This window comes from Mongoliimonas terrestris (genome assembly GCF_001927285.1).
Taxonomy (GTDB): Bacteria; Pseudomonadota; Alphaproteobacteria; order Rhizobiales; family Pleomorphomonadaceae; genus Chthonobacter; species Chthonobacter terrestris.
In genome coordinates this window covers 212,749-234,384 of sequence record NZ_MSIG01000002.1, presented here as the reverse complement: position 1 = coordinate 234,384, position 21,636 = coordinate 212,749, and the positions used below count along the sequence as shown (strand labels likewise).

The window sequence follows — 21,636 nt, the reverse complement described above, 5'->3', positions numbered from 1 at the left end:
GGACGAAGGGGAGGGGGAGGCGACGGGTGGCGGACCGTGCTTCGGCCGGCGGACCCATCCGATACGGGGTTTCGGAACGTCTCCTGATATGGGTCGGACGCATGCGGCGTTCAACCGGCTGCGCTGTCGGCAGCCCGCATCCCGGGCCACCGCGCACCACCGGTCGGGCGCGGCCCGCGTCCGAGGCCGGCTGCGCGCGACGGCCGCCCCATCCCTTCCCCCGCCGCACGGACGTTCGTCAACACAAAGAAGGCCCGTTCTGCTGCGCCACGGCATCGCGGATGCGAAATCCGGTCGGAATGCGCGCGCGTGATGCTTTGCCGTAACAGCCGGTGCAAGGTGGCACGGGGGGCGAATCGCCGTCGTGCGGTGCCGATCGCAGGACGTCGAGGCGCTAGGAGCCACGATGGCCACGTCCTCCCCTTCCCGGCACGACGCGCCGGGCCGTCCCTTCTACGACTATGTGATCGTCGGTGCCGGCATGTTCGGCGCCACCTTCGCGCGGCTGGCGACCGACGCTGGCCACCGCTGCCTGGTGCTCGACCGCCGGCCGCACATCGCCGGCAACTGCTACACGGAGACCGTGGAAGGCATCACCGTGCACCGCTACGGCGCGCACATCTTCCACACCAGCGACGAGTGGATCTGGTCCTTCGTCAACCGCTACGTTCGCTTCAACAACTTCGTCAACGCGCCCATGGCGCTCGCGGGCGGGCGCCTCTATTCGCTGCCCTTCAGCATGCTGACGTTCAACCAGCTCTGGGGCGTGACCCGGCCGGACGAGGCCATGGCGATCATCGAACGCCAGCGGCTGAAGCTCGACCGCGAGCCCGCCAACCTGGAGGAGCAGGCGCTCAGCCTCGTCGGCACGGACATTTACCGCCTCCTGATCGAGGGCTACACCCGCAAGCAGTGGATGCGCGATCCGCGCGACCTGCCGGCCTGGATCATCAAGCGCCTGCCGCTGCGCTTCACCTTCAACAACAACTATTTCGCCGATCGCTACCAAGGCATACCGGATGGCGGCTACACGGCGCTTTTCGAACGGCTGCTCGACGGCGTTGAGGTGCGGCTCGGCACCGACTTCTTCGGCGACCGGGACGGCTTTGCCGCGCTCGGCCGTACGCTGGTGTTCACCGGGCGGATCGACGAGTACTTCGGCTACCGGCACGGCGAACTGGAGTATCGCACGCTGCGGTTCGACACCCGCGTCCTGGACACGGCGAACTTTCAGGGCAATGCCGTGGTGAACCATTGCGACGCGGCCGTCCCGAGCACCCGCACGATCGAACACAAGCATTTCGCCTTCGGCCAGCAGCCGGTGACGGTGGTGACGGACGAGTTTCCGGAGACGTGGACCCGCGATGCAACGCCCTACTATCCGATCAACGACCCGGAGAATACCCGCCGCTTCCGGCTCTACGAGGCGCAAGGGCGGGCGACGGAGGGTGTCATCTTCGGCGGTCGGCTGGCCGAATACCGCTACTACGACATGCACCAGGTGATCGGCTCCGCCCGGATCGCCTTCGAGCGACATAGCCGCGCTGACGGGGGGTTTGACCTCTGACGCGCTGAAAAATATGTCAAAAATTGCATAAAACTGCAATTTATTGCAATGTTAAACCTTGGCCGGTAAGGTGCCTGCGATCAGGGCATGCCGCGACGGTTCCGCTGTCCGGCCAGCCGAAACCTTTCCGCGACTGCCGGGGTGCGCGCTTTGATGGGGCTCTTGGACCGTCTGTTCGGACGTTCTGGCGCGGCGACGAAAGCTGCCGCCGAGGAACCCGACGACCGCCATCTCCGGCTCGGCGACGATCTGGTCGTCTATGCCGTCGGCGACGTCCATGGCTGTCTCGACCCGATGCTCGATCTGGAGCGCCGCATCGCCGCCGACGCCGCCGCCCACGGCCGCCCGACAGCCCTGATCTACCTCGGCGACGTCATCGATCGCGGTCCGGACGGGGCCGCCGTTCTGGACCATCTCACCGGCCGCGATTTTCGCGCGGGACACCGCTACTGCCTCATCGGCAACCACGAAGCCATGTTGCTGCAGTGGCTGGACGATCCGGCGGACGACGCCTGGCTCGACCACGGCGGGACCGAGACGCTCGTCTCCTACGGCATCGGCCCGGCCGCCCTTGCAAAAGCCAAGGGGAAGGCGCGGGCGACCCTTGTGGCGAGCCACATCCCGGCCGGGCATCTCGCCTTCCTGCGCTCCCTGCCGCTGACGATCGAGGCGGCCGGCCACCTTTTCGTCCATGCGGGCGTCAACCCCGACCGGGATTTCGCCGGGCAGAGGGAAGACGACTTCCTCTGGATCCGGGAGCCTTTCCTGTCGCGGCCGCACCGCCTGCCGCTTCGCGTGGTGCACGGTCATACGCCGGCGGACGAACCGGTCGTGCTCGACCACCGGATCGGCATCGACATCGGCGCCTACGCGACAGGCCGCCTCTGTGCCGTGCGGATCGCCGCCGACGCGCCGCCCGCCTTTCTGATTTCCGGGGGGCGGACCGCCCAGCCGCTCTTTTTTGAAACCACCTGATCATTGCCGACGCGCCAAGGATCCGCCTTTACATGCAACCCTTTCTGATCCCGCCCTCCCAGGTCGCACATCGCTACGGCGGTGATCCGGCGCCGACCGACGGCTCCGATTTCGACATCCGTTTCCTGCTCGGCACGGTCATCCGGCAGGCCCGCCTAATCCTGGCGACCATGGCTCTGGTGATGGCCCTGGCGTCCCTCTACGTCTTCACGCAGGTGCCGCTCTACAGCGCCTCCACGCTCATCTTCGTGGATCCGCGGGTGAAGAACATCCTCGATCCGGAAGCGCAGATGGCCACCTTGCCGGCGGACACGGGCCGCATTGAGAGCGAGGTGGAAATCCTGAAGTCGGACAGCACGCTCATCACCTTGATGGCCGAGGCCAAGCTGCTCGACGATCCGGAATTCAAGCCGAAGCTGGGCCTGCGCGAGCAGGCCCGCATCCTGTTCGGCATCGCGCCGCGCGCCGGGGCCACCACGGACGGCAACCGGGCGGTCCAGAGCGTGCTCGACCAGTTGCGGAACACGATCGCGGTCAGCCGGATCGGCCGCACTTACCTGATCAACGTGGAGGCGAGTTCCGTCAACCCGGCCCGGGCCGCGGAGATCGCCAACACGGTGTCGCGGATCTACATCCAGCAGCAGATCGACGCCAAGATCGCCAATGCCCTTGGAGCCCGAGACGCCCTGAGCCGGCGTCTGGCGCGCGCGTCCAAGGAGATCGACGATGTCGAGGAGAAGATCGACCGGTTCGTGACCACCAATCTGGAAGCGGTGGCGAACGACAGCAATCGCTCCGACCTTGTCGCGCTCCGAACCCAACTGGAGATGGCGAAGACAGAGTCCATCCGCTCGGCCAATCTCAGTCTGGCCCTCGGTCGCTATGCCGAGCAGAGAAACTGGGCGGCGGTCGCCGAGGAGTTGAGTTCCGACGCCGTTCGCTCGCTGGCCGAACAGCGCGCCGCGCTGGAGGCCAGCCTGCGCAACACGCCCGTCAACTCCAACGCGGCTTTCGACCTGCAAACCCAACTGGCGAGCGTCGATCAGGATCTCTCGATGCAGGTGGCCGTCGAGATCGACAAGCTGCGGGCGCAGACCCAGCTGGTGCAGGAGCAGGAAGGCAAGCTGCGCGACCAGCTGCGCGACACGGTACTGGCCAACGACCTGCCCAAGGAGGTGGTCTCCGACCTCTACCGCCTGCAGAAGGAGGCGGACGTGACCCGCAGCCTCTACCAGGACCTCCTGCAGCGCGTCCGCGACACGGAGGCCGAAGCGGATCTGCAACTGCCGGACAGCCGTGTCGTCTCCGAAGCCAGCGTGCCGACGACGCCGAGCTCGCCGAAGGTCCGGTTGATCCTCGGGGCAGCATTCGCGGCCGCGCTCTGCCTGGGCTTCGCCCTCGCGTTCGTCTACGAGAACTTCGTCGGCGGCTTCACCACGGTCGATCAGCTGGAGGCGGTCGCGGGCATCACCTCCATTAGCGCGGTTCCCCTCCTGGCGTCCAACGCCAAGGGAGAGGAATCCCGCCCGGAGATTGCCGGCGAACTCCTCAGGCGGCCGTTGTCCGCCTACAGCGAATCGATCCGGCGCGCCCGTCTGGCCGTCGAGATGGCGACCCGCGTCTCACGGCCCGAAGCCGGCCCTCCGAAGGGCATCATCGTGATGGTGGCGTCCGCCCTGCCGGAGGAGGGCAAGACCACCACCGCGGTGGCGCTCGCCCGCGCCTTCGCGATCACTGGCCGCCGGACGGCCCTGATCGACTGCGATCTCCGTCGGCCCTCGGTGGCCAATGCCGTCGGCGTGGAGCCGAACATCAGCCTGATCGACTATCTCTATCAGGGGGTGGACGCTCCGGCGCTCCGGGACTTCGTGACCATCGACGAGACCACCGGCGTGGAGATGATCCTGGGGTCCCGGCCGAACCGGGTGCCGACCGACAGCCTGATCGAGTCCGGCCGCTTCAAGCGCCTGATCGGCCTCGTGCGCGAGCGCTTCGACGTGGTCGTCCTGGACACGCCGCCCGTCCTGCCGGTGGTGGACAGCCAGTATCTGGCCAACTATGCGGACTTCGTGGTGCTCGTCGTCCGCTACGCCAGCACGTCCCAGCGGGAGGTGCGCTCCGCCATCTCGGATCTGCGTAACGCGGTCGGCGAGAAGCTGGTGATCGGCGCCATCCTGAACCGCACCGAAGGCTCGGCCGCCGGCTACCGGGGCAAGTACCAGGGCTACTACTACACCGCGCCGACCTGAGGGGTAGCCGGGCGGAACCCGGCCGCGCTTGTGGCGCGGCCGAGGCAATGTCGGGTGCCGTCTACTGACGGATCTGGACGGCGGCATCCTCAACCGTCACGGCCGCCGGCACGATGGTCGCCTTCGGCGCGGTCGGCACATCGGCCACCTTCGCCTCGGCCGATTTCCGCTCCGCGTCGATGTAGGCGAGAGCGTCGACCACCTGATCGGCCCAGACGCTCCAACGATGGTCCCCGTCGGTGATCCGAAGCTGGGCCACGTGGCCTTCGGCCTTCAACTGCGTGTAGAGCGCCACCGCGCCGCGCCAGAGCCCGAAGCCGTCGTCGTCGCCGCACGCGATGTAGAAGGCCGGCAGAGCCGCGCGCTCGCCGATTCGCGCGGCGAGCAGCGTGAACACGTTCTGGCGGTTGAAGAGGCGGGCATCGAACGGCGTCCCGAAGGCGCCGTCATAGTGATCGCCGACCGACGGAAGGATGACGCCGGCGGTCAGGGTCGCGGCGTCGGTGCGGCGCAGATACACCTCGTTCTGCATGGCCTTCAGGTCGTCCGGCGTGCTGGCGATGGCGTCCGCCGGAACGTTCTGCCAGATGGCGCCGGAAAGGCTCGCCGCCACCGTGTAGAGCTCCGGGTAGGAGAGGCCGAGCCGCAGGGAGCCGAACCCGCCCATGGATAGGCCTGCGATCGACCGGCCGGCCCGGTCGGTGCGCACGGGGTAGTCGGCCTCGACGGCAAGCCGCAGGTCTCGTGCCAGCGCCGTCTCGTAATCGCCGGGTCCGCCAACGGCGCGGCTGTCCACATACCAGCTGTTCTCGGCCCGCGGCATCACCACCAGCGCCGGGTCCAGGCTGCCCTCCGCGCCCATCAGACGGTCGAGCGTGGCTTCGATGTCGCCGAGGTCGGTCCAGGAGCGCTCCGTGCCCCCGTGTCCGTGCAGCAGGTAGACCACCGGCCAGCCCCCGACCGGCGGGTTCCCGTCCGGGGTGTACACCATGGCGGTCAGCGGACCGCCGAGCGCCGCGCTGTCGAAGGCGCGGGTGTCCAGGGAGCCGGCGGATGCGGCGGCGGGCAAAAGGGTGAGCGCGGCCAGTGAAGCCAGAATGCGGCAGAGCATGATCGGCAATACCTTCGTGTGGAACCAATCGGCCCGAACAGGCGTTATTTTGCCCCCCGGTGTCCATGCACGCTCTCAAACCCACTCTGCAGCGTCGATACGCGCATTTCCCGTCGTCATCTTTCGGAGGACAGCAATCTACGCAGTCTTCTTCGGTTCGGACGAAGTGGCGGATATCGTGGACGCGTGATTGGACGAACGAAAGCTGAAGCGCTGCGCCGGCCAAGTCTCTGGCAGATCATTGGACGGCAGAATCGCATGTCCAAAATGCAACAGAGGGCCGGATTTGCACCCCGTGGCGGGCAGGGCGGCGCGATCGACCAGCGCCGGCCGTGTTTGGCCGGCGTCGGCACTCTCCGACCTCCGGGACCGGCGCCTCCGATCAGGGGTCCGTTGCGTCCTCGCGCGTGCCGGACCTTGGACCGGTCCGAACCTGCCGCCCACGCCCGGCCTTGGCGCCCTCCGGGCCGCCGTCGTCCAGGTCCTGGTCGGAGCGGCGCGTCCGCCGCGGCAGCATGGTCTCGAACACGCGCACCACGACGAGGAGCACCACGCCGAAGGCGACACCGAACCCTGCCAGGGAAAACTGCCCGGCGCCGGCCGCGATCCCGACCGCCGCGGCCAGCCAGACGTTCGCCGCCGACGTCAGGTTCCGCACGCTGCCGTTCGCCACGAAGATCGCGCCCGCCGCAATGAAACCGATCGCCTGGGCGAGCCCCTGGATCACACGGAGCGGGTCGGTGTTCATCCCGCGCTCGGAATGGAATTCCTCCGCCATCAGAAGCGCCGAGATCACGATCATGGCCGAACTGGTGCTGACCAGGGCGTGGGTGCGCAGGCCCGCCGAAATGCCGCGCAGTTCCCGATCCAGCCCCAGCACCATGCCGCCGAGCGCCGCGACACTCATCCGCCAGAGCATCGTTTGATCGTCCATGGATGCCTCCATCCGACGTGTCCTTCGGAACCCGCCGCCGCATCCCTGGTTCCTCTCGCGCCACGGCCGTGGCGGTTTGCCTTAAGCCCGACACATCGCTCAACCAGCATCATTCCTTGAAGTTAGTCGTTCGGGAGTTTATTGGTGACCGCCATCAAACGAAGCACGCCGCCGGCGGGTTACTATTCCGATTTTGTCTCGCTTTTCAGTAATCAAGCAGTTTTCATATCAGCATTTTTGATGAAGAGGATGCTTTAAAGCTTGTTTGTGGAGTAGGCATACGACGGAACCAGAGTGGTTGTATGAAAATTACCCATGTTGTGCGGCAATATTTGCCTCAGGCTGGAGGTCTCGAGTTTGCTGTGCATGACCTCGCGACGGCGCAGGTCAGGGCGGGGCATTGCGTCCGTGTCGTTACGTTGAACCGAAGCTTTGCCGATGTCAGTCGAGTGCTGCAGCGGACCGAGACGATCGACGGGGTCGAGGTGGTGCGCGTGCCGTTCTACGGGTCGCGGCGCTATCCGCTCGCGCCAGCCATGGCTATGCACCTGAACGGCGCAGACATCTTGCATGTCCATGCAATCGATTTTGCATTCGACTATTTCGGGTTGCTGGGCTTCTTCAAGCGTTTACCGTTGGTCGTGACGACCCATGGTGGTTTTTTCCACACCGACCGGTTCGGCTTTCTGAAGAAGATCTACTTCAGAACCGTGAGCCGGGCGACGATCTGCTCCTACGCGGCGGTGATCTGCGTGAGCGAACAGGACCGGGAGACCTTCCGGGCGATTCGGCCGGAAGGGATCGTGACGATTCCGAACGGGGTGAACATCGACAAGTTCGTCGACGCGAGCGCCGCCTCCAAGACCAAGTACGCCATCGCCATCAGCCGATTCTCGCACAACAAGCGGATCGATCGAGTGATCGAGACCTTCCGCGAAATGCTGGCCATCGATCCGGACTGGCGGCTGGCGATCGTCGGTCGCAACGACGACCTGGACGGCCGCTATGTGCAGTCGCTGGTCGACGCGGCCGGCATAGCCGATCGGGTGGTGCTGGCGGTCGGCTATTCCAACGAGCAGATCCGCCCGCTGATGGCCCACTGCTCCGTCTTCCTCAGCGCATCGGAGTACGAGGGATTCGGCATCGCTGCCGTCGAGGCGATGGCCGCCGGGCTCTACCCCTTCCTCAACGACATTCCGCCCTACCGCGCGCTGGTGGCCAAGACCAATTACGGCAGCCTGGTCGACTTCAGCACGCCGGCGGAGGCCGCCCGGCGCATCCTGTCGATCTGGGACTCGATCGACGATTTCAGCACCACCCGAACCGGACTGGAGGCGAGCGCGCGATTGTTTGAAATGAGTTCCGCTGTGCGTGAGGTCGAAACGGTCTACCGGCAGGTGCTGGGGATCGAGACCCGGTCGGTGCTGGGGGTCAAGATCGCGGCCTTCTCGTCCGATCAGGCCGTCGACTACATCGATCGTTCCCATGGCCGCGGCAAAGCCCTCAGGGTCTACTTCGCCAACGCCAACTTCCTCAACCTGATCCGGCGGCGCCCAGACCGGGAGGTCCTGCTGGCGAACTCGCTGGTGCTGAACGACGGCCTTGGCGTCGACATCGCCAGCAAGGTGCTGTTCGGGTCCACCTTCCCGGACAATCTGAACGGGACCGACTTCTGCCCCGCCTATCTCGCCAACACCCGGCGAGCCCTCAAGATCTTCCTGCTCGGCGGCGAGGCCGGTGTGGCCGAGGCCGCCGCCGTGACGCTGAAGGAACGCTACCCGCAGCACGACATCGTCGGCGTGCGGGACGGGTACTTCGGGGCGGCCAAGGACGCCGAGGTGGTCGCCCAGATCCGCGAGTCCGGGGCGGACACGCTCTTCTGCGGCATGGGAAACCTGAAGCAGGAGGACTGGCTCGCCCTTCATGCGGATGCCACCGGCTGCTCCGTCGCCTTCGCGGTCGGCGCCTTCCTGGATTTCGTGTCGGAGACCAAGCCGCGGGCGCCGGAGTGGTTTCGGCGCAACCGCCTGGAATGGCTGTTCCGGATGCTGCTGGAGCCCAAGCGGCTCCACCGGCGCTATTTGGTGGACGGGGTGCTCTTCCTCGCCCGCGTGTTCGGCCAGTACATGGGCGGGCAGCGCATCTGACCGGACGGGGGGAGGGGGCGGACCGTCCGTCTGGCTCCCCCGGCGTCGCGGAACCTGAAGCCGCGTCCGTGACTTGATGGGAACAGCACCGGCCGGGTCGGTCCGGGCGACCGGCACGGTGACGGATCCGACGGCAAGGTCCCGGCGGTCTGGCACGGCGTCGGGTCGAGCAACCTGGAGCACGCATCGCGGCGATGGTTCGCTGGCGACGTGGATCGCTCCGGCCGCAGGAGGCTCCCATTCAAGTCATCCAAGCTGCGGCCGCGCCGCACCTGACGAACCCGGAGGCGGAGGCCTTCTACGTCACCGCCCTTGGGCAGATGTCCGAGATGGGTCTGCCCTTCCTTCTGGCGGGCACCTACGCGGTGAGCGCCTACACGGGTATCGTCCGCGACACGAAGGATCTCGACGTCTTCTGCAAGGCCGGCGACTATCCGCGCATCCTTTCCAACTTCCAGGACCTCGGCTACGCCGTCACCATCGAGGACGAGCGCTGGCTCGGGAAGGTCCACAAGGGCGAACTCTTCTTCGACGTGATCTTCGCGTCGTCGAACGGCACCATGCCGGTGAACGATGCCTGGTTCGAGGACGCGCGCCAGGTCGACGTGTTCGGCAGCACCGTCAGGATCGTCGGTCCGACCGAGTTGATCTGGTCGAAGGCCTTCATCCAGCTCCGCCACCGGTACGACGGGGCGGACGTGGCGCATGTGATCCTGAAGCAGAACGAGGCCATCGATTGGCATCGGCTCCTCAACTACATGGAGTTGCACTGGGAGGTGCTGCTCACCCACCTCATCAATTTCCGCTGGATCTACCCCACCGAGCGCGACCGGATTCCGCGCTGGTTGATGGACGAACTCCTTGACCGGCTGCGCCATCAGATGTCGCTGCCGCCGCCGGACATGAAGGTCTGTCGCGGCCGGATGTTGTCGCGGGTGGACTATGCGATCGCGGTGGAGAAGTGGGGGTTCGCGGATGTCGGCGGCGAGGGGGAGTGGCGCAATGGTTGAACTGACGGCGATCGACGGAGACAAGGCCGAGGCCCGCAAACTGCGGATCGCGGCGGTCGGCGACATTCACGTCAAGGAAACCAGCGACATGGGCCTGATCCGGGACCTGTTCGCCGACGCGTCCCGGTCCGCGGACGTGCTCGTCCTTGCTGGCGACCTCACCGACACCGGCACACCGAAGGAAGCGGAGCGTCTGGCCGAGCAGTTTCGTGCCTGCTCGATTCCCCTGGTCGGGGTGCTCGGCAACCACGACTTCGAGGCGGGAAAAGTCGACGAGGTGAAGACGATCCTCTGCCAGGCAGGCCTGAAACTCCTGGACGGCAGCAGCACGGAGATCGACGGCGTCGGCTTCGTGGGCACCAAGGGCTTCGCCGGCGGGTTCGGCACGCGCATGCTCGGCAGCTTCGGCGAGCCGGCGATCAAGAACTTCGTGGCCGAGGCGATGAGCGAGGCCATGCAGTTGGAGATCGCCATGCGCGGCGTGAAGGCCAAGCGCTCACTGGTGGTTCTCCACTACGCCCCGATCCAGGAGACCGTCGAGGGGGAGCCGCGGGAGATCTTTCCCTTCCTGGGCTCCTCGCGTCTCGCCGAGACCATCGACCGCTTCCCCGTCGACGCCATCGTGCACGGCCACGCCCACCGGGGCCGGTTCGAGGGGCGCACGCCGGGCGGCGTGCCGGTCTACAACGTGGCAAGCCACATCGAGAAGCCCGGCGGACAAGCGTTCGCGATCCTGGAGATCTGACGGGTACGCGCCAGCGCCTTCGATCAGTGGGGCAGGGGGAAGCCGAAAGTGAGGGCGGCGATGAAGCCGAACGCGAGCGCCACCAGGGCGAGATCGCGCAATGCCCTGATGTCCACGGCAGACCGGCGGCGCTGTTTCGCGTCAACCGGCGTCCGGCCGGGGATGGACGACACCAGCGCGACAGACTTGCTCGGAGCATGAAGGCTGGACATGACGGACCGTCTCCAGGTCGATCGTTAACCGTTCCTTATTCTCGATCATTCTGGTCGACTAAGTCAATTCCATCCTTTTGCCATCTTTCGTGACGGCATCCCGGCCAACGGCGCTGCCGGAGAATTCCATTCCGCAGGACGACGGCGGGACCGATTCGGACCGTCAGAGGGCCACCGCCGCGTGGCGGGTGATCTGGAACAGCCGGTCGACGTCCGGCTTGGCGCAGAGATCGTTGCCCGGCGAGAGCACGGCGGCCGATCCGGCCGCCACGCCGAGCGCGAAGGCGTCCGCGGCCGACTGGCCCGTGGCAAGCGCGAAGGTCATCGCCGCCACGAAGCTGTCTCCGGCGCCGACGGCGCTCCGGGCGACCACGTCCGGCGCCGGCATGAACAGCGCCTCGTCGGCGGTCGCCAGCACCGCGCCTTCGTGGCCGAGCGTGACGGCGAGGATGGCGGCCGCGCCGGCCCGCACCTGCTCGCGCGCGGCGGCCGCGACGGCCTGTGGCGTTTCAAGCGTCCGGCCGAGCAAGGTCTCGAACTCCCCGACCGAGGGTTTCACCAGATGGAAGCCCCCGTGCCGGAGCGCGGTCTGCAGCGCCGGGCCGGACGTGTCGAGCACCACGTGGCCACCGCGACGCGCCGCGACAGCCTGCAGGCGGACATAGAAGTCGTCCGGAATGCCCCGGGCGAGGCTGCCGCTCGCCACCAGGAAGTCCCAGTCCAGGGTGTCCACCAGCGACAGGCAGGCGGTCCATTCCGCCTCGCTCACCAGCGGACCTTCCGGCACGAAGCGGTACTCAAGGCCGGTGGACCGCTCCAGGATGGCGTGGCTGACCCGGGTGTGATCGACGATCGGCATCCGCCGACGGCGGATTCCCCTGGCGTCGAGCAGTTCGTCCAGCACCGACCCGGTGGCTCCACCCGCCAGATAGACCGCGATCGCCTCGCCGCCGAGGGTCTGGATCACCCGGCTCACGTTGATGCCGCCGCCGCCCGGCGCGTAGCGCTCGTTGCTGGTGCGAATCTTGTGGGTCGGCCGCACCGTGTCGGCTTCCGCGGCGCCGTCGATGGCCGGATTGAGGGTCAGCGTCACGATGGTCTTCATGGGAATCTCGCTCGCCGATCGGGACCGGGCGGCCGGCATAGCCGCGTCCAGGGGTGAACTTACGGCGCAATCAGCACGCCGTCACCGGTGGGAGGTTGCGTATGGCGGTGCCGCGGGCCAAGGTGCGTCGCATCAAAAGAGGTGTCATATATGGCAATCCTGCGAGCAGTCCTCGGCGCGATCCTGACCGTCCTCTCTTTTGGCGCGATGGCCCAGGAGGGCGTGATCGGTGCGGATGATCGCGTCCCGACGCGGCCGGATCGATGGCCGCTGACGGCGGTGGGGCGGCTCAATCTCCAGACCGGCGGGTTCTGCTCCGCCACGCTGATCGGGCCGGACCGCATCCTGGCGGCCGGCCACTGCGTCAACGGGCTTGCCGGAAAGCCGAACGGCGCCCGGCAGTTGCATTTCCTGGCGGGATATCACGAGGGCCGCTTCCTTTCGTTCTACGAGGGCGTCCAGGTCGTGCCGGGCAGCACGCACAAGCGCCCGGACATCTCCACCGGCAATCCCTTTCCCGACCGGCAGAACGACTGGGCGACCGTCGTCGTCCAACGGCGCGGCACCCGGACGGGCGACAAGCGGCCGGCAACGGTCTACGGCGGTTCCCTGGAGCCGCTGGTCGGGCGGACCGTGATGCTGGCCGGATACCATCACGACAAGCCGTCCCACCTGCTCGTGCAGACCAACTGCCACATCCTCGGCCTCACCCAGCAGCCCGACATCTTCTTCCACGACTGCGACCTCAAGGGCCGCGCAAGCGGGTCGCCCATCTTCGCCACGGTGGACGGATCGATCATGATCGTCGGGATCGCCGTCGCCTACACCATCGGCCCGGACGGGCCGATCGGCCTCGGCGTCTCCGTCCCGGCCGGGATGATCGAGGGCCACTGAGCTCCGGCTCGGAAGATCGGGCTCCCCCCATCCGCGTCCGGACAGACCAGGGTCGACCCTCGGCGCGCGGGCGTTCTTCACCGCGTTCGCGGAAGGCGGGTGGCTCCGGCGGCGGATATGCTGTAAAACCGATCCATTCCATGGCCCCGACGGGGGCGGATTTTCGACGGCCATCGTTCGGGCGGTCCTCAGGGGCCTGCGCCCACGGGTGACGCTCAGAGAAGAAGGATCAGGCATGCGCGCCGGACTGACGCCCCGACTTGCGCGCCGGTCGGTCTCCATCCCTCACATCCGCATCGACCACTTCAGCCTCATCATCATCGGGGCCGCGGTGTTCAACGCGTTCCTGGCCTTTCTCAACGCCAACATCCTCCCGGTGAAGCCCGCGATGGTGATCGCCTGCGAGGCGATCCTTCTCGCCTATGCGGTCGCGATCGGCTGCCGGACGATCACCAAGGCCAAGGAACTCTGGATCCTGCTCGCCGCCTTCTTCCTGGGGGTGAACATCCTCCTCGGGCTTGCCGGCGGGACGGTGGATCCGAAACTTGCCCGCGACGTGCTCCTGATCCCGATCTTCATCATCCTCGGCCTCACCGCCACCCGCCAGGACGTGATCCGCGTCCTGGTGCGCCTGCAGTGGATCGTGCTCCTGGTGATGCTCTACGAGGCGATCGCGCCGGAGAGCTACGGCAACGTCTTCAACATCGTCCGCTACTACATCGACACCCGCGGCTTCTCCGAGGAGCAGTTCTGGAACGAAGGCTCCAACCTGTTCGCCAGCGCCTCCCGGCCGGGCGAGCGCTTCCTGATGGGCTTCCTCGACATCCACCGCTTGTCGTCGGTGTTCCTGGAGCCGGTGTCGCTCGGCAACTACTGCGTCATCGTGTCGATGATCACGGTCGCCTTGTGGAGCTACCTCAGCCGGCGGACCCGCTGGTTCCTGGTGATCAGCACCTTCATGGTGCTCGTCGGCAGCGACGGCCGGTTCGCCACCGTGACGATCCTGATGGTGATCGCCACCCGCTGGCTCGCCCTGCGCCTGCCCCGCTACGCCAACGCGCTCTATCTGCCGGGCGTGGTGATCCTGGTGTTCGCCGCCATCCTGATCTTCGGCTGGCAGTATGACGGCGACACCTTCAAGGGTCGCCTGGTTTTCAGCTACAACGCCATCACCAACTTCAGCTTCGTCAACCTGATGGGCCTCACGCCCGGCTCCGCCTACCAGGTGATGGACAGCGGCCTCGCCTATCTCCTCTACAGCCAGTCGATCTTCGGTGTGGCGATCCTCTGGTGCATGATCGCATTTAACATAAAGTACAAAAACATTTCGTCGGTTATCTTTCTCCACGCGGTCTGTCTTTACATTGCGCTGAATCTTCTGGTCAGCAATTCACTCTTTTCCATCAAGACGGCTGGATTGCTCTGGTTCACCTATGGTGTTCTGGCGCGTGAACCGGCACTTGCCGCTGCGCGGCAGGTGATCGCCGGTGTCGCGGCGCGACGGCCGTCCGTTCGGGTGTTCGGCAAGGCGCCGATGCGTCCGGAGCATCAGTGAGGAATGCCATGTCGTTCGACCCTGCTCGGATTTCCGCCGGCCTCAGCCGGTGGCTGCGCCTCCCCAAGGCCGGCCTGCTGCTCGGCCTCGCACTCGCGCTGCTGCCGGCGGCGTCTGCCGTCGGCCAATCGAAGCCCAACCTCTGGATCACCGGGGTGAACATTGCCGGCGGAGAGTTCAATCCGGACGGCAAGCGGATGAACTTCGACTACGTCTACCCGACCAACGAGCAACTGGACTACTGGACCGGCAAGGGGTTCCGGGTCATCCGCGTGCCCGTGCTCACCCACCGCCTGCTCGGCCCCCAGTCCAACTATCGCAAGCGGACGGCGGACTGGAACGAGCTTGCCCGGATCATTTCCCGCGCCTACCGGTCCAGCACCTACATCCTGATCGATTTCCACCAGTACGGCATGATGGACGGCGGCGCGCTGGTCGGCCGCGACCGGAAGGCCACCAAGGCGTTCGCCGACGCCTGGGCGGAGGTGGCGCGGCGCCTGAAGGACAAGCCGAACGTCATCTACGGCCTGATGAACGAGCCCAATATCCAGACCGCCAGCGAGTGGCTGGTGGCGGCGAACGCCTCAATTGCGGCCATCCGCAAGACCGGCGCGCGCCAACTCGTCCTCGTCTCGGGGTCCTATTGGAGCGGCGCCCATTCGTGGGTGACCAGCGACAACGACACGGTGATGATCAACGTCAAGGACCCGGCCAACAACTATGCCTTCGAGGTCCACCAGTATCTCGACCCGGACAGCTCCGGCACCAGCGGCGCCACCGTGCGGGGGTCCGGCGCGACACGCCTGAAGGCCTTCACCGATTGGGCCCGCGCCAACAAGGTAAAGGGCTTCCTCGGCGAGTTCGGCTTCGCCAGCCATAAGGATGGGCTGACGGAGGGCAGGGCGATGCTGCAGTATATGAGCGACAACCGGGACGTCTGGATCGGCTGGAGCTACTGGGCGGCCGGCGCATGGTGGGGGGACTACCACTTCAGCGTCGAGCCGGACGGTCGCACCGGCGACAAGCCCCAGACCAATCTGCTCGTCGAGCTGCGATAGAGGGCATCGCACCTGGATGGCAAGGGGACGGAGAGCCTGAGCCGCGTCGGATCGGCCGCGACGGCGCGCGTTCGGGCACACCCGCGACCTCCTGTCGAGGATCGCTGCATTTCAGCCGTATCGCGGTATTATTGTATGTAGAGCATAGTCAAACGACGCGTTGCCTCGCCAAAGGGGCCCGCCGTCGACCCTGGAGATGAATGTATGTCGCGGTCCGTCCTCATCCTGTCCCGTCACGACTATCGGACCGGGTGGCGAGTCAACATGCATTTCATCGCAGACGCGTTCCGCGACGCCGGCTGGACCTCACGTTTCGTCTCCGTCGGCTTCAGCAATCTCTCCTTGATGGTCGGCGACCGACGGGCGGACCTGAACGACCGGGCCAACCGCTGGGAGACCGTGGACGGGATCGAGACCTACCTCTGGAAGACGACGGTGCACCCGTTCGGCCGTGGCCTCGGCCCGGTCGAGGGCATCATGAACCGCATGTTCGACGCCTGGGTGAACTGGCCCTGCAAGGCGCTCGACGACGCCGCGAACGCAGCCGACGTGATCATCGTGGAGTCGGGCCTCAGCGCCGCGTTCGTCGGCCGTGTCCGGCGGGTCGCCCCGAAGGCGGCGATCGTCTATCTGGCGTCCGACCTGCACGAGACCGTCAAGGCGCACCCGCATATCGACCGCATGCTCTTCCGCGACCGCGCGGGCATCGACGCGATCGTCGTGGTGGCCCGCGCCATGGCGGCGCATTTCGCCGGCTTCGGCCGCCCGATCTACTTCATCCCGCACGGCGTCGACATGACGGCCTTCGCGGCGGAGGCGCCGAATCCCTACAAGCCCGGGCAGAACGTGGTCACGGTCGGGTCCATGCTGTTCGACCGGCAGGTGTTCACCACCGCGGCGGAAGCCTTCCCGGACGTCCGTTTCCACCTGATCGGCACCCCGCCGCTCGGGGCGACCTATCCGAACCTGCGCGAGATCGGCCGCCTGCCCTTCAACGAGACGGTGCCCTATCTGAAGCACGCGTCCGTCGGCGTCGCGCCCTACCGGCGCGATCACGAATCCGGCTACCTGTCCGATTCCAGCATGAAGCTGATGCAGTACGGCCATCTCGGCCTTCCGGCGGTCTGTCCGGATTTTGCGGCCGGCGGCCATCGCGGCCGGTTCGGCTACGAACCGGGGAATCCGGCATCCATCGTGGCGGCCTTCCGCGCCGCGCTCGACCCGGCGGCCGCCTTCGAACCGGTGCGCCCGCTGACCTGGCCCGACGTGATCCAGCGGCTCATCGACCCGACCGGCTTCAGTGACACCGCCGTCCTGAAAACCGCCGCCTGACCGAAACCCTTCGGCGATTCCCCACAAGGTACAAAACACCAAGGGGCGGCGCGTGATCCGCGCCGCCCCTTGGTGTTCGTCCATGACGCGTCCTCTCAGTGCGGATCGCGGTAGTAGGCGCTGTAGCGGGCGTGGTCGTAGTAGGCCGAGGCGGTGGTCTCGTAGAGGTTGATGGTCTCCGAATCCACCTTGTTCAGAATGACGCCGATGCACTTGCGCGCAATCGCGGATTCGGCCTGAAGGGCGCGCCGCACGGAGCTGCGGCTGGTGGCGCCCCACTCGATCACATAGACGAAGCCGTCGAACACCGACGCCGCCGCGCGCGCGTCCACCACCGGGCCGATCGGCGGCAGGTCGACGAGCACGTAGTCGTGCGAGCGGCCGGCCTCCCGGATCAGCGACCGCATGGCCGGCGAGGCGAGGAGCTCGCTGGAATGGGTGATGCGCTGGCGGCCCGACACCGGCAGCACCGACAGGCCGGTGTCCGGTTCGATCAGCAGCGCGTCCTCGAACGTCACCTGGTCGAGCAGCACCTCGGAGAGGCCCACGTCCACGGTGGCGCCGAGGGCCCGGCTGAGGCCGGGATTGCGCAGGTCGCCGTCGATCAGAAGCGTGCGGCCGCCCTGGTGGGCGATCATGCTGGCGAGGTTCTTCGACACGGTCGTCTTGCCCTCGCCGGGCAGCAGCGACACGATGCCGATCACCTTGGGCCGCTGGTCCACGGTGGCGATGTCGATGGCCACCTTGGTGGCGCGCAGCGTTTCGGAGAAGCGCGACAGGGGGGCGAGGGTCGCCCGCCGCATGATCGGCGGCACCGGGTTGGGGCTGCGGGCGCGGTTGCGCGCGTACTCCATGTGCACGGTGTTGAGGTTGAGATCGGCGAGCGGCTGGCGCGCCGGGGTCGCGGGCGCCGGTGCGGTCTTGCTCTTGCCGAACCACGCCCCGAGGCCCTTGGCGGCGGTCTTCTCCGCGCCCGGCGCCGGGCCGGACCGCGGCAGGAACCCCAGGAACTCGAACCCGAGGTTTTCCACCTGCTGCCCGGTGCGGAAGCCCCGGTCGCGGAACTCGCGAAGCGCTCCGATGCCTGCGCCCACCATCAACCCGAGGAAGAGCGAGCCGAACACCAGCATGCCCTTCTGCGGCGCCGAAGGGCCGAGCGGCTGGGTGGCCGGCGTGATGATGCGCGCCTCGCTGACCGGGAACGACTGCTTCTGCAGGGACTCCTGGTAGCGGGCGAGGAAGTCCTCGTAGAGGCGGTTGTAGGTCTGCGCCTCCCGCTCCAGCTCACGCAGGGTGACGAGGCTCTGGTTGGTCTCCGAGCTCTGCCCGACCAGCCCGGCAAGGCCCGACCGGATCGAGTCCTCGCGCGCGCGGGCGATCTCCACCTCGCTCTGAAGGCTGGCGGCGATGCGGCCGAGTTCGTCGAAGATGAGCCGGTTGTATTCCTGCATCTCGTTGCGCAGGTTCACCGCCTGGAGATGCTCCGGCCCGAGCCGGGAGGTGATGTCCGCCTCCAGTTTGGAGGCGGCGAGGTATTTGGTGCGCAGGTCGATGATCACCGGGTTGGAGATCGATTCGGAGATCGCCGCTTCCATCTCGCCACGGTCCAGAATGCCCCGGATCCGGTTGTAGCGTGCCTCAGCTTGGCTGCGCTCCGCCTGGGCGAGAATCAGCTGGTTGTTGACCTCGGAGAGCTGCTGGTCGCTGAGCAGGCGGCCCTGGCTGGCGGTGAGATTGTTCTCGGCCTTGAACTTCTGCACAGCCAGCTCGGACGTCAGCGACTGCTGCTTCAGCTCCTGGATGCGGACTTCCAGCCACTCGCTCGCCCGCCGGGTGGCGTCGTACTTGGAGCCGAGCTGGTCCTCCAGATAGGCGTCGGCGATCGCGTTGGCGATCTGCGCGGCCTTGTAGGGGAAGGGCGACGTATAGCTGATGTCCATCGCGAAGCTGTTGCCGAGCCGCTCCACGTTGGTGCTGGCCAGAAGCGCCTCGATGGCGAGCCGGCGGCTCAGGAAGTTTTCCGCGCCGTCGGGCAACTGGTTCGTGCTGCCGATGGTGAAAAGGGCCGTGATGGCGCCGCGGATCGTGTTCTTCACCCGGTCCACAACGCTCGACATGTCGGCGGTGAACTCGGGATCGTCGAGCAGTTTCAGCTCGTTGATCACCGCGTTGGCGATCTTTTCGGACTTGATGACGAGAACCTGGCTCTCCACGCCGCCGTTCTCGCGCAGGAAGTCGGCGCTCCGCTCAAGCTCGGTCAGCGCGTTCGTCTTCAGGCCGTCGATCAGCACCGTGGTCTTGGCGGTGTAGACGGGCGTCGCGGTGATCGCATAGGCCGTGCCAAGGAGCAGGCCAATCAACGTCGCCAGACCGACCACTTTCATCTGCCGCCGGGCGGCGGCAAGAAGCCAGTCGATGTCGAGCGAGGTGCCGCCGGCGTCCGCGTTCGGGATCACGTCGAACCCAGCGGACTGATCGACTTCTTTCAGCATGCGACCTCTCTCGAAGACCAATGAACCCGCCTGACGCGGAGTGAGGCGAGCGGCGGACCCGCTTGGCCTTTTTCAATCACTCGGACGCGATGTCAAAACAAGCGAGCCTAGCGAACCAATCTGCCAATCCGGTCCTGGTTCCTGTCCGACGTCGCCTTCATAGCACACTATTCGCGCGCGTGCAGTGCGTCATACGCGGTGGCTATGATTAGTAAACGCACTCCCATGCTTTAGAAATGCGGCAGCGATTTGGCAACAACACGCTAAATGAACATTTAAGCCTGCGGGCAATAACGCCAAGTCACCGCGACGCCTCTATATTTGCCTGAGGGAACATATATGACGATTCACCCGCGACGATCAGCGCCGGCCGCCCTTGCGGTAATATATGCATAAGAATGATCCTCTTAATGCTTTTCTCAACCGTCCGTGATTTCATAAGGACGGATCGGCTACGGTCGGTGTTGACGCGCCGCGGCTTCAAAGGATCTTGAGGGCGACCGGTCAGCGTTTTGCCGAACCGGCACCCGTTGAGAGATGGCGATCGTGGCCCGGACGCCCGATTGCGACAGATTTCCTGTTGATGGACAAGCGCCTGGCGATGACAAGACTGACCTCTTCCGAACGGGCGGCCTCGAGCACCGCCGACATGTCCCAGACTGTCCTGGCGGCGGTCGTCGTCGGATTCGTGGCGCTCGGCATCCTGCCGCAGGGCGTCTTCCATCAGATCGCCTCGGACGGGCTGGCCGTGGCCATTTCGGTGTTCGCCGCAATCGTCTACCTGCGAATCGGCGAGCACCCGCGGGCCGCGGGCCTCAGCCGGTTCGCGCTCGCCGCCGCCGTGGTCCTGGCCGCCTACATCCTCTGGCAGAGCTGGCTCAGCCCGGGCGCCCCGTTCGCCAACCCGGCCTTCAAGGCCGTCGGCGATCTGGTGGCCGTCGAGCGGCAGAGCGTGGCGCTCGATCCGGCGGACAGCATGGCGGCGCTCGGGCCGTCGATCGCGCCCTTCCTGTTCTTCATCGCCGTGCTCTCCATCAGCCGCAACGACGAGACCGCCAAGAAGGTGGTCGTGTTCCTGGCGCTCTTCGGCGTTGCCCTCGCCCTCTATTCCTTCCTGCGGCTGCGCTTCCTGCCGCCCGGCCTCGAGCTTGGCCCGGTCAAGGTGGCGTTCGAGGATCTCGGCACCATTTTCGGCGAGCGCAACGCCGCCGCCACCTTCCTCGGGCTTGCGGTGCTCGCCCAGGCGGGGCAGGTGGCCCGGTCCATGTACGGCCATGAGTGGCTGGACACGATCGCCCGGGTGTTCGATCCCTGGCGGCCGGTGCGCAAGCGCGAGCGCCGCGCCCTCGTCTATGCCGGCATGTTGGTGCTGACCGTCGCCGCCCTTGCCATGACCCAGTCACGGTCGGGAATGATCTCGACGGGTGTCGGCCTTGCGGTCTTCATCCTGGTCGGCCTCGTCACGGCGCGCCGCCCGAACGACGTGCGCGTCGCCCTCGCGCCGAGCGCGCGCCGGACCATGGGGCGCGCCGCCATGGTCGTCGCCGTGTCCGCCGTGATCCTGGTGGCCGGCTACGTCGCCCTGACGCAGGTGGACGTGACCGCACTGACCGCCGACTTCGGATATTGCAACGTGGCGGGCGTGGTGCAGGCCGTGCACGAGAACTGGTTGCTCGGCACGGGACTCGGCGCATTCGACCTCGCGTCCGCCGCCTACCGGGATCCGGCCTGCGTCGTCAACGATGCCTGGGGGCGGGTGGACGACACCTATGTGGCCGCTCTGCTCGCGCTCGGCCTCATTGCTCCGGTTCTGCTCGTCATCGCCGTGGTGGCGCTGGTGGGGAACTTCGCCATGGCCTGCCGCCGCCGCCACCGGCACAACTGGGCCTCGATGCTGGGGTTCGGCACCCTGGCGCTGGTCGGCACCCAGGCCGCCCTCGACCTCTCGGTGGAGACGCCCGCCACTCTTCTGATGGTGGCGGCCGTGCTCGGTACCTCCGCCGCGCTGGCGATCGACCAGCGGGCCGTCGGCACCGACGGCGCTGACACCAAGGCGCCCTGACCGATCCTGCAGACCCGACCCATCAGGCGCGGCCACCCCGGTCCTGTCGGGAGAGGGCCGCGCCGGCAGGTCCGTCCCCTTTCCGACGTCGCACCGCGTCCGACCCGCCATCGCGCCGCGGACGGCCCGGCGCATGTTGCGGGAACGCAACGACAGGCGCGGAAAAGAATCGTTTTGCTTCAAAGTGT

General features: G+C 66.7%; 16 protein-coding genes. 11 read left to right on the top strand and 5 right to left on the bottom strand.

The features are described 5' to 3' along the window. The first annotated feature begins 406 nt into the window (after nt 1–406). The 3 genes from glf to BUQ68_RS03485 all read left to right on the top strand — a co-directional run bounded on the left by glf (nt 407) and on the right by BUQ68_RS03485 (nt 4,791). Nucleotides 407–1,567 (top strand): UDP-galactopyranose mutase, encoded by a 1,161-nt coding sequence (gene glf, locus BUQ68_RS03495; RefSeq protein ID WP_075214548.1) that lies wholly within the window; start codon nt 407–409, stop codon nt 1,565–1,567. Between the two features lie 153 nt (nt 1,568–1,720). Further along, nucleotides 1,721–2,542 carry a metallophosphoesterase gene (locus BUQ68_RS03490; protein ID WP_075214547.1) on the top strand — a complete coding sequence of 274 codons (822 nt, stop codon included), beginning with the start codon at nt 1,721–1,723 and terminating at the stop codon, nt 2,540–2,542. A 32-nt stretch (nt 2,543–2,574) separates the two neighbouring features. Continuing rightward, nucleotides 2,575–4,791 carry a GumC family protein gene (locus BUQ68_RS03485; protein ID WP_075214546.1) on the top strand — a complete coding sequence of 739 codons (2,217 nt, stop codon included), beginning with the start codon at nt 2,575–2,577 and terminating at the stop codon, nt 4,789–4,791. Nucleotides 4,792–4,852: 61 nt separating this feature from the next. Here the strand turns inward: BUQ68_RS03485 and BUQ68_RS03480 are convergent, their stop codons facing one another. Both BUQ68_RS03480 and BUQ68_RS03475 read right to left on the bottom strand, forming a co-directional pair. Further along, complete coding sequence (locus BUQ68_RS03480; RefSeq protein ID WP_083656281.1) at nt 4,853–5,902, bottom strand: alpha/beta hydrolase; 1,050 nt, start codon at nt 5,900–5,902, stop codon at nt 4,853–4,855. 382 nt (nt 5,903–6,284) lie between these two features. Continuing rightward, nucleotides 6,285–6,836, bottom strand: coding sequence for an MgtC/SapB family protein (locus BUQ68_RS03475; protein ID WP_083656279.1), 552 nt, complete (start codon nt 6,834–6,836; stop codon nt 6,285–6,287). A 302-nt stretch (nt 6,837–7,138) separates the two neighbouring features. Between BUQ68_RS03475 and BUQ68_RS03470 the strand changes: the two genes are divergently transcribed. The 3 genes from BUQ68_RS03470 (at nt 7,139) to BUQ68_RS03460 (ending at nt 10,738) form a co-directional block, all read left to right on the top strand. Further along, complete coding sequence (locus BUQ68_RS03470; protein WP_083656233.1) at nt 7,139–8,983, top strand: WecB/TagA/CpsF family glycosyltransferase; 1,845 nt, start codon at nt 7,139–7,141, stop codon at nt 8,981–8,983. A gap of 194 nt (nt 8,984–9,177) precedes the next feature. Beyond that, nucleotides 9,178–9,993 carry a nucleotidyltransferase gene (locus BUQ68_RS03465; RefSeq protein WP_075214542.1) on the top strand — a complete coding sequence of 272 codons (816 nt, stop codon included), beginning with the start codon at nt 9,178–9,180 and terminating at the stop codon, nt 9,991–9,993. After that, nucleotides 9,986–10,738 carry a metallophosphoesterase family protein gene (locus BUQ68_RS03460; RefSeq protein WP_075214541.1) on the top strand — a complete coding sequence of 251 codons (753 nt, stop codon included), beginning with the start codon at nt 9,986–9,988 and terminating at the stop codon, nt 10,736–10,738. Before BUQ68_RS03465 ends, BUQ68_RS03460 begins: the two co-directional genes overlap by 8 nt. Before the next feature lie 23 nt (nt 10,739–10,761). Here BUQ68_RS03460 and BUQ68_RS03455 read toward each other — a convergent pair whose 3' ends face one another. Continuing rightward, nucleotides 10,762–10,950: a hypothetical protein gene (locus BUQ68_RS03455; RefSeq protein WP_075214540.1), complete on the bottom strand. Its 189-nt coding sequence runs from the start codon at nt 10,948–10,950 to the stop codon at nt 10,762–10,764. Between the two features lie 163 nt (nt 10,951–11,113). Further along, nucleotides 11,114–12,055, bottom strand: a complete 942-nt coding sequence (locus BUQ68_RS03450; RefSeq protein ID WP_075214770.1) for a 1-phosphofructokinase family hexose kinase — start codon at nt 12,053–12,055, stop codon at nt 11,114–11,116. Between the two features lie 150 nt (nt 12,056–12,205). On the opposite strand from BUQ68_RS03450, the gene BUQ68_RS03445 reads away from it, so the two are divergent. The 4 genes from BUQ68_RS03445 (at nt 12,206) to BUQ68_RS03430 (ending at nt 16,894) form a co-directional block, all read left to right on the top strand. Then, nucleotides 12,206–12,949: a trypsin-like serine peptidase gene (locus tag BUQ68_RS03445; RefSeq protein ID WP_075214539.1), complete on the top strand. Its 744-nt coding sequence runs from the start codon at nt 12,206–12,208 to the stop codon at nt 12,947–12,949. A 235-nt stretch (nt 12,950–13,184) separates the two neighbouring features. Then, nucleotides 13,185–14,504 (top strand): hypothetical protein, encoded by a 1,320-nt coding sequence (locus BUQ68_RS03440; protein WP_075214538.1) that lies wholly within the window; start codon nt 13,185–13,187, stop codon nt 14,502–14,504. An 8-nt stretch (nt 14,505–14,512) separates the two neighbouring features. Then, nucleotides 14,513–15,562, top strand: coding sequence for a glycoside hydrolase family 5 protein (locus BUQ68_RS03435; protein WP_075214537.1), 1,050 nt, complete (start codon nt 14,513–14,515; stop codon nt 15,560–15,562). 204 nt (nt 15,563–15,766) lie between these two features. Next, entirely contained in the window at nt 15,767–16,894 is a 1,128-nt protein-coding gene (locus BUQ68_RS03430; RefSeq protein ID WP_075214536.1) for a GumK N-terminal domain-containing glycosyltransferase, read from the top strand. A 95-nt stretch (nt 16,895–16,989) separates the two neighbouring features. On the opposite strand, the gene BUQ68_RS03425 is transcribed toward BUQ68_RS03430, so the two are convergent. Next, nucleotides 16,990–19,386, bottom strand: a complete 2,397-nt coding sequence (locus BUQ68_RS03425; protein WP_083656229.1) for a polysaccharide biosynthesis tyrosine autokinase — start codon at nt 19,384–19,386, stop codon at nt 16,990–16,992. Nucleotides 19,387–20,035: 649 nt separating this feature from the next. Here BUQ68_RS03425 and BUQ68_RS03420 point away from each other — a divergent pair. Further along, nucleotides 20,036–21,448, top strand: a complete 1,413-nt coding sequence (locus BUQ68_RS03420) for a hypothetical protein (RefSeq protein WP_139315140.1) — start codon at nt 20,036–20,038, stop codon at nt 21,446–21,448. Nucleotides 21,449–21,636: the final 188 nt, after the last annotated feature.